This is a genomic window from Corallococcus sp. CA053C (assembly GCF_003611675.1).
Classification (GTDB): domain Bacteria; phylum Myxococcota; class Myxococcia; order Myxococcales; family Myxococcaceae; genus Corallococcus.
Map to the genome: position 1 here is coordinate 21,891 of NZ_RAWA01000073.1, position 8,192 is coordinate 30,082.

General features: G+C 67.7%; 9 protein-coding genes. 4 read left to right on the top strand and 5 right to left on the bottom strand.

Annotated features, from left to right (window positions below):
* Positions 1-5: 5 nt before the first annotated feature.
* Together D7V97_RS13000 and D7V97_RS13005 are read right to left on the bottom strand one after the other, a co-directional pair.
* Positions 6-962 carry a type VI secretion system baseplate subunit TssG gene (locus D7V97_RS13000; protein ID WP_120610941.1) on the bottom strand — a complete coding sequence of 319 codons (957 nt, stop codon included), beginning with the start codon at positions 960-962 and terminating at the stop codon, positions 6-8.
* Between the two features lie 13 nt (positions 963-975).
* Positions 976-1,914, bottom strand: a complete 939-nt coding sequence (locus D7V97_RS13005) for a type VI secretion system protein IglI family protein (RefSeq protein WP_120610942.1) — start codon at positions 1,912-1,914, stop codon at positions 976-978.
* A gap of 55 nt (positions 1,915-1,969) precedes the next feature.
* On the opposite strand from D7V97_RS13005, the gene D7V97_RS13010 reads away from it, so the two are divergent.
* Positions 1,970-2,581: a hypothetical protein gene (locus D7V97_RS13010; RefSeq protein ID WP_120610943.1), complete on the top strand. Its 612-nt coding sequence runs from the start codon at positions 1,970-1,972 to the stop codon at positions 2,579-2,581.
* A 28-nt stretch (positions 2,582-2,609) separates the two neighbouring features.
* Here D7V97_RS13010 and D7V97_RS13015 read toward each other — a convergent pair whose 3' ends face one another.
* From D7V97_RS13015 to tssB, 3 genes are read right to left on the bottom strand one after another with little or no spacing between them, the layout of a single operon-like run.
* A complete protein-coding gene (locus D7V97_RS13015; RefSeq protein ID WP_120610944.1) occupies positions 2,610-3,263 on the bottom strand; it encodes a hypothetical protein in 654 nt (217 codons plus the stop codon).
* 28 nt (positions 3,264-3,291) lie between these two features.
* Positions 3,292-4,824 (bottom strand): type VI secretion system contractile sheath large subunit, encoded by a 1,533-nt coding sequence (gene tssC / locus D7V97_RS13020; RefSeq protein WP_120610945.1) that lies wholly within the window; start codon positions 4,822-4,824, stop codon positions 3,292-3,294.
* Between the two features lie 60 nt (positions 4,825-4,884).
* Positions 4,885-5,442 carry a type VI secretion system contractile sheath small subunit gene (gene tssB, locus D7V97_RS13025; protein ID WP_120610946.1) on the bottom strand — a complete coding sequence of 186 codons (558 nt, stop codon included), beginning with the start codon at positions 5,440-5,442 and terminating at the stop codon, positions 4,885-4,887.
* A gap of 320 nt (positions 5,443-5,762) precedes the next feature.
* On the opposite strand from tssB, the gene tssK reads away from it, so the two are divergent.
* The 3 genes from tssK to D7V97_RS13040 all read left to right on the top strand — a co-directional run.
* Positions 5,763-7,028, top strand: coding sequence for a type VI secretion system baseplate subunit TssK (gene tssK, locus D7V97_RS13030; RefSeq protein WP_120610947.1), 1,266 nt, complete (start codon positions 5,763-5,765; stop codon positions 7,026-7,028).
* 33 nt (positions 7,029-7,061) lie between these two features.
* A complete protein-coding gene (locus D7V97_RS13035) occupies positions 7,062-7,658 on the top strand; it encodes a hypothetical protein (protein WP_120610948.1) in 597 nt (198 codons plus the stop codon).
* 11 nt (positions 7,659-7,669) lie between these two features.
* Positions 7,670-8,192: DotU family type IV/VI secretion system protein (locus tag D7V97_RS13040; protein ID WP_120610949.1), on the top strand; the 523-nt coding region annotated here is incomplete at its 3' end.

Here is an 8,192-nt window from a genome sequence, read left to right on the forward strand (position 1 = left end):
CGTTCCTAGGGAAGCGCCCTTACGGGCGCGCCCATCGTCAGGCCCCGGCGCTGCGTGTCGGCCAGGGGTGGAGGCCGCACCGCGTCCGCGGTGTCCCCCAGGAAGATGAGGCGGCGCAGCGGGCCCTCGTGCTTCGCGGGGAAGCGCTCGTAGCCCAGGCTCCCCGGCGGCCCCAGGCGCGCGGGCAGGCCGTGCGGCACCGTCAGCACCACCTCCAGCCGCAGGCGCGCGGGCTTCAAGAGGGGCAGCACGAAGCGGTGGAAGCGCTGCTGCACCAGCACGGGCCAGGGCGTCCCGCGCGGATCCAGCTCCTCGTCCGCCTGCAGCTCCACCTGGAAGCCGCTGAGCTCCACCGCGTACGCGTTGCCCAGCACGCCCGTGCCGTCCAGCGGCGTGGGGCCCGCCCGGGGCCCGTGCCCCTCGGAGCGGGTGCGGAAGCGCTGGCGCGCGCAGACCAGCCGCAGCTCCGGGAAGTACTGCTGGAAGAGCCACTGGAGCGTCGCCACGGAGCTGACGCCCACCATGCGGAAGTAGGAGTCCTTCGTCTCCTCCCAGTCCCCCACGAGCCCGGTGTCGCGCTCCGGGTGGAGCGCGCGCACCAGCCCCTCCAGGAGCCGGTGGTCGAAGAAGCGGATGAAGTCGTTGAAGGGCTCCGGATCCGGAAGCTGCTCGGCCACCTGCTGGAAGTAGCTGGGCAACAGCCCGTTGGCGCCCTGCAACCCCAGGTTGAGCATCACCACCACGCGCCGCCGCTCGGGCGTGACATGGAACGTCACCGCCTGCACCAGCGACGCGGTCGCGACGGGCTCCGGGTTGCTTTCGAAGAGGGTGTGCTCCGCGTCGTAGCCCCGCGCCTCCAGGAGCCGCAGCAGCGGCCCCAGGTCGAACGCCTTCGCGCGCTGCTCGATGCGGCGCTCCACGGGGGACAGCAGGGCAAGAGGCTGGGGCTGGGACTGGGACATGGCGTGCCTCGCCTCACTCCGTCCCGACGAAGGCCGCCAGGTCCACCTGGTAGAACTGCGCCAGCGTCCGCCACTCCATGGAGTCCTTGCGCTCCCAGTGCTCCTGGATGTCCTGCACGTGCCGGTTGAGCAACCCGCCGAACGTGGAGAACAGCTCCGGGAAGTAGCGCCGCGGGTCGAACGCCTCCAGCGTGCGCAGGATGTCGTCGCTCACCAGCGCCGCCTTCTGGAAGTCGCGCCGCTCGATGAGCACCTCGAACGCCTTGAGCTTGTCGCACAGCTCCACCAGGTGCGCCGACCCGCGCAACTGCAAGGGCTGCCCCGCCCGGGGGAGCGCGTTCGCGGGCGCGGCGGCCTTCGCGGCCCGGGGCTTCGCGGACGCGGCGGGCCGGGGCGGCTCCACGGGCGCGGCCGGACGCTCCTGCAGCCACTGCGCGAAGAGCGACAGCGCCTGGGTCGTGGAGCCGAAGACCTTGCCCTCCATCAACCCCAGCAGCGCCTGGACCAGCAGCGTGCCCTCCCGGCACCGGGCCTCCGTGAAGCCCTTCAGCCAGCCCTCCCACGCCGCCGTGTCCTCCCGGCCCTGGTTCTTGCCCTGGTGGTAGCGCAGCGTGCCCACCAGCGTCTGGAACAGCCACGTCAGCCCCTTGTTCAACAGGAGCGCCTGCCGGTCCTCCGGCGTCGTCAGCGCGCCCCGCACCAGCGCGGCCACCGTGTCCAGCATGTCCGGCAGCCGGGAGAGCCCCTCCTCCTGGAGCGCGGCATAGAGGTAGTAGCTGCTCAGCCGCACCTCGTGGAGGCCCTCGGAGGCCAGCGCCTCCACCGCGTCCGCGGCCTTCGCGTACGCGCCCTCCTGCGCCAGGTCGGTGATGCGCAGGAACCGCTCGTCGTGTGTCTCCAGGCGCCCCGCCGTTCCCTCCAGCAAGCGCAGACACAGGGACAGGTCTCTCATGGTTTGTCTTTCCACTTCATGTTACACATCTTGCGACAACAAGGACAGACACCCCATGAAGACACCCCATCGCAACAGCCTGGAGTTCAACTGCGCCTGGGCCGCCGGCTTCCAGTTCCGCAAGGGCTTCCACGGGCGGCTGGGCTACCTGCTGGACTGGAGCGGCTGCGGAGGGTTGACCCTGAAGAAGGAGCTGCGATTGGCGGCCCCCGCCGTGGGGGCTGAGTCCAGGAAGGGATCCAAGCTGGAGTGCATCGGGCTGATTGAGCAGCTGCGCTTCGAAGGGGGACCTTCCGGGCCCATCGGGTTTCGCGTGTACGTGAGCCGGGGCGTGGCCGCCAACGTGCTCAACCACTTTGGCAACCCGCTCGACTCCCTGCGACTGAAGCTGTCATGGCATGTGTTTGACTTCGACGAGGGCCGCAACTGCTGGTTCGACGCCGCCCACCTCAAGAGCCCGGAGACGGCCGAGGCCCTCATCGACACCCGGGACGGCGCGCCCCGGCTCTTCATGGACAACCAGCCCACGGTGCTCTCCGACACGGTGGACATGAAGTTCTTCCGCTTCGAGTTCCAGGTGGTGCCCGCTCCGAAGAAGAGCACCACGCTGGAGTTCGCCACCAGCTCCCAGGAGCGCCGCATCACCCGCTGGGGCACCGCCTCCTGACGGGCGGCGGCCCCGGCCGCCTTTTCGGCTACTTGGCGCTGCCTTCCTGGTAGCCCCAACCGTAGACATCCTTGCCCTCGGCGTTGTGGCCGAAGTGGAAGTTGCACAGGTTCTTCTTGTCTGGGATGACCTGGAAGTCCAGCCGGCAGAACTTGATGTCGGTGACGCCCACAGGCTCCGGCTCCTGGACGTGGAACATCACCTCGCTGCCCTTCTGGTTGATGCGGCCCACCAGCGTGTCCGGGGTGCCCTGCCCGCTCTCCGCGCCCAGCGGGAAACACTTCTCGTACCACTGGCCCTTGGCGCTGTCCCACTCACACATCCAGAACGTGAGCTTCTTCAGCTCCGTGTTGGTGACGCCGGTGAAGTCCGGCTTGTTCTCCGGGCTGATGAGCACGGAGAAGTCGATGGGGTCCAGCTTCCCACCCTCCCACTGCAGCCCGGTGATGAGCCCCACGCAGCGGATGGCGTTCTTGGCCCCCACCTTCGTTATCTCCACGCCCTTGTAGTTGGGGGTGCCCTCGAAGGGCGTGTAGAAGTTGCTGGTGCTCTTGGGAAAGGCGCTGTCGTCCCGTCCCAGCCCCTTGATGTCCAGGAGGTAGCCCACCGGGATGTTCTTCTGCGGGCGCTGCTGCAGGGTCTGCTGCCAGTCACACGAAATATTCAGCGGTCCATCACCCATGGTCGGTGCTCCTTGTATCGGGGGGTTCTCAGCCGAGCCGTGCATCCACGCGCAGGTCCACGTTCATGCCTTCGAACTGGATGTGCGGGAGGATGGACAGGTTGCAGTGGAGCCAGCCGGCCTTGCCGGGCACGTCCGCCACGGTCAGCGAGTAGGCCTTGAAGGGGTAGTAGCGCAGCGTCAGGTCATCCGGGTTCACCAGCGTGGTGACGTAGCCGGAGATCCACCGCTCAATCTGTTGCTGCACGTACTGCGCATTGGCCGTGCTGCCGATGTTGTCGCGCATGATGGCCTTGACGTAGTGCGCGATGCGGCTGACGGAGAACGTGTAGGCCAGGTTGGTGACGAGCTGCGAGTTCTCCGACTCCTTCGGATCGATGTAGACCTCGGAGCGCTTGAGGGACTGGACGCTGAAGAAGACCGCCTCCGCGGTGCCCTTCTTGTGGATGAGCGGCATGAAGCCGCCTTCCGCCAGCTCCAGCTCGCGGAAGTCCGGGATGGAGATCTCCACCGGCAGCGTCATCACCTCTTCGCCGCGCAGCTGGGTGAAGTGCGCCGGCAGCCCCGTCACCTGGCCGCCGCCCTTGGGGCCGCGGATGGACTGGCACCACCCGGAGGTTTCAAAGGAGCGCACCAGGTTGCGGGCGAACAGCATGGCCGCGTTGCCCCAGAGGTACTGCTTCTCGTCCGCGCCGCTGACCGTCTCCGTGAAGGCCAGGCCCGGGGACGGATTCGTCTCCGGGTTGTAGGGCTGCCGGGCGATGTACTTGGGCAGCGTCAGGCCCAGGTAGGCGGCCTCCTCGCGACCGCGCAGCTCGTTCCAGGCCGAGTACTTCGGGGAGGCCAGCAGGGTGCGCACGTCCCGCAGCTGCGCCACCTCCTGCATGGAGTCACAGCCGAAGAACGTGGGGGACACGGCCGCCACGAAGGGCGCGTGGCTGGCGGTGGCGATCTTCCCCATCGTCTTGAGCCACGTCATGTCCTGCTTCGTGTTGGCGAACTCGTACAGGCCCACCACCGCGCCATAGGGAGCGCCGCCGTACTGATCGTATTCCGCGACGTAGAGCTTCTTGAAGAACTCCGACCCGGCGATGTCCGCGGCGTTGGTCTCCAGGTCGACGAAGGCCTCGTCCTTGGACACGTCCAGGAGGCTCAGCTCGATGTGGGCCTTGAAGTTGGTGTTGCTGACCAGGTCCGCCAGGGAGGTCCACTGGGCCTCCAGCTCCTGGAACGCTTCGGTGTGCAGCACCGCGTTGATCTGCTTGTCCACCAGCTTGTCGATGGTGGCCACCAGCTCCTGCACGGTCGCCTTGTCGAAGCGGTGCTCCTTCGTGTCGATGTTGTGCGCGATGAGCGCCAGGCTCGCGGCGAAGCGGTCCTCCGCGTTCACGTCCTCGTTCACGGTCTGGAGGTCGGGCAGCACCATCGGCCTGTTGGCGAGCTTGGTCTTCTCCAGCCGGACGCTCTGCAGGAAGCGGGGCAGGTCCAGGGGCTCGGTGACCTTCGCCGGGTCGGGGGGCTTCGTCGGGTCGGTGGGCGTGACAGGTGAAGGAGGAGGCATGACGGAAGGGGCCTTTCAGGAGCAGGAGTCGGGGAGGGGCACGGCGGAGGGCCGGGCCTGCTACGGGACCTTCGGAGCGGGAGGCGTCACGGAGCCCGCGGACAACTGGGGGATGCTCACGCCCTGGAAGGGCGCCAGCTCCGTCTTCAGGCTCGCGACCGCCGCCGGGTCCTGCGCGAGCTTCCGCACCAGCTGGCGGAAGTCCTTGCTGTTGTCCATGTTGCCCTGCGCCTCCAGCAACAGCTTGCGCAGCACCAGGAGCGCGCGGACCCGCGGCATGTTCCGGGCGATCTCCGCCGGGGTGAAGGACTTCATCGACTCGATGGGCAGCGACACGTCCAGCGTGTCATCCGGGCCGGCCGGGTTCACCTCGTTCTTCACCTTGAACGAGAGCGTCATCCCCAGGTCCTTCATCACCTGGTTGAGGTTCTTGCCATCCAGGTTGCGGATCTTCCGCTGATCCAGATCGGCCTTGGGCTCCTTGGGCGTCGTCCCCTTGGAGAAGTCCCCCATCACCAGCAAGCGGAACGGGATGGCCTTGTCCGCCTTCGTCCCATTCGTTTCGGTGCGATACGTCAGGGTGATTCTGGATTTGGGGATCTCATCGTTGATGGCCATCACTGCTCCCGAGGCTGGCGATTTCGTGTTCAGTGATAAACCATACGAATATCGAAAAGCAATACACCCCGAAAACAACAGCGAACACAGACAGTCCGTCCTGATCTCCTGATACACGGACCTGACCCATGGGCGCGGACCTGACCCAACCTGGCGTGTCTCATGACAAAAAATGTCTCATCACCGGGCAGGATGGATCTCCCGGGTTCGCTTGACGCAACGGAGCGGGACCTGTACGTTTTTTAAAACTTTATCTAGCCTTCTGAGCAAGGAAATCGCCGGGGCCACCTCTTCCCTCGCAAGGCTTTTCCGCTCTTTCCATGAACACAGACAAGATCGCACGCGTCCTCTGGCAGGAAGGGCAGACGCTGCTGCCTGAACACTTCCGGGCCCAGGAGAGCGCCCTCGCGGCGGAGGTCCGGCGCTACGCGGCGTTCGCGGGCCAGCCGGTGGTGGGCATCGCGGAGCTCGCGTTCGACCCGGTGCTCCTGGCCAAGGGGACCGTCTCGCTTTCCCGGCTGGGCGCCGTGCTGCCGGGCGGGCACCTGGTAGAGATCCCGGGCAACGCCCACGCGACGCCGCTGGCGCTGGAGGAGAAGGAGCGCCAGCGCGTCACGGTGTACCTGCACCTGGTGGCGCCGCCGGACACCGGGGGTGAGCCGCCCTCCCCGGACGAGGACGAGGAGACGCCCCAGGTCCTGCGCGCAAGGCATTGGCTCCAGCTCTCCGCGGAGTCGGCGGTGGACTACGCCGTGAGCAGCCTGAAGCTGGCGTGTTTCACCCGGGAGGCGAAGGGGGACTGGCGCCTGTCACCGGAGCAGCTCCCACCGCTGCTCCAGGTCGGGTCGCATCCCTACCTGGAAGGGCTGTTCACAGAACTCGACGGGTTGTTGCAACAGGCGCAAGGGCAGTTGAGCACCGCCCTGCGGGAGAAGCTGGTGCGGGATGACCAGCTGGCCTGCGCGCGACGCACGCTGTGTGAAGTGCGTCAACTCCAGTTGTTGCGTCAGGACATGGATGACGGGGCGCGCCCCACCGCCTATCAGTTCATCCAGGCGCTGCGCCGGCTGTACTTCGAGATGTGCTGCTATCTGGAGACGGAGCCGGCGAAGGCGCTCCCTTCGCATCAGCATGATGCGCCGGGGCCGGAGTTCGCCCGGTGGCTGGAATTGCTCTCCAAGGGGTTCCGCCCCCGGGTGAGCCCGCGCTCCTTCAGCGCCTTCGACTGCCGCGAAGGGCACTTCACCCTCGCCCTGGAGCCCCTGGCGCTGGAGCCGTCGCAGCCGCACGACTTCTACGTGCTGGTGCGGAGGGCGGACCCCGACAAGGCGCGGTCCATGGAGGGCGTGAAGCTGGCCAGCCCCCTGCGCCTCCCGGCGGTGCGGCGCCAGGCCCTCAAGGGCGTCCCGTACCGCGCGGTGCCCTACCCGTCCTTCCCCCACTCCTTCGACGCGGACTTCGACTGGTACCAGCTCACGCCGGACAGCGACGAGTGGCGATCCGTGCTGCGCGACGGCGGGCTCACCTTCTTCATGACGCCGGCCCTGGAGGGCGCCCAGGTGCTCCTCGTCTGGCGCGGGGCCTGATGCCGGCCGCCGTCTTCCGGGGACTCCACGCGCATGGCGAAGCTCATCTGCACCATCGAGATGGACAAGGCGAAGGGCCTCATCCTCACGACCGAGGACCCCGAGGCGAAGCTCGTGCAGACGGTGACGCTCGACGGGACGTCCATCACCCTGGAGGTGAAGAGCGACTCCGACACCAGCACCTTCGTGCAGAAGGCGGACAGCATCACCCTGCGCTGCAAGACCTTCACGCTGGCGGCGGACACCATCGCGCTGGAGTCGAAGGAGGGCTCGTCGTGGAAGAGCCTGAAGACGCTCTTGCTCCACAGCGACGAGGACCTGACGGTCGACTCCGGCGCGAAGCTCACGCAGACGGCGAAGGACGACCTGACGCTCACCTCCCAGAAGAAGCTGGAGGCGACGTCCACGGACGCGATGGCGCTGACGGGCAAGCAGGTGGACGTGAAGGGCGAGAGCGGGCCGGTGGCGGTGGAGGGAACGGCGGTCACGCTCACGGGCACGAAGCAGGTGGAGGTGTCCGCGCCCGCCGTCCAGCTCACCGGCGACAACACGCTCGGGCTGGAGTCCAAGGTCGTGAACGTGAAGGGCGACACCGTCAGCGTCAGTGGTTCGGCCGTGCTGTTGGGGTGAACGGGGATGCGATGAAGCTGGAGCACTGGCAGGTCGTCTTCAAGCAGCACCGGCAGGCGCAGGCCGTGCTGGAGCAGTGGTTGCCCGTCGTCCCCGCCACCGCGGACGGCGCCCCGGGCGTCGTCCTGGGACGGGAGGGCCTCAAGGCCCTGCACGAGCCGCTGCGCGAGGAGGTGGAGCGCCTGCGCGCCGCCCTGGGCGCGTACGCGGGCCCGGAGGAGGTGGAGGACGCGCTCCGGCCCTTCACCTATCTGCTGGATGAACGGGTGCTGCTGCGCCTGACGGACGCGGAGCAGCCGCTGTGGCCGCTGCTGCAATACCGCCTCTTCAGTGAGAGCGACGGGGGCGAGGCCTTCTACACGCTCGCGGATGCGCACCTGGCCCGGCCGGGCACCCCCGCGCTGCTCTTCGAGCTCCTGCTCTTCTGCCTCAAGACGGGGTTCGGCGGACGCTACCAGGGCAACACCGCGAAGCTGCGCGAGTACCAGGAGCGGCTGGCGGCGCGCATCGTGACGCCCCCGCCCGCTACTACGC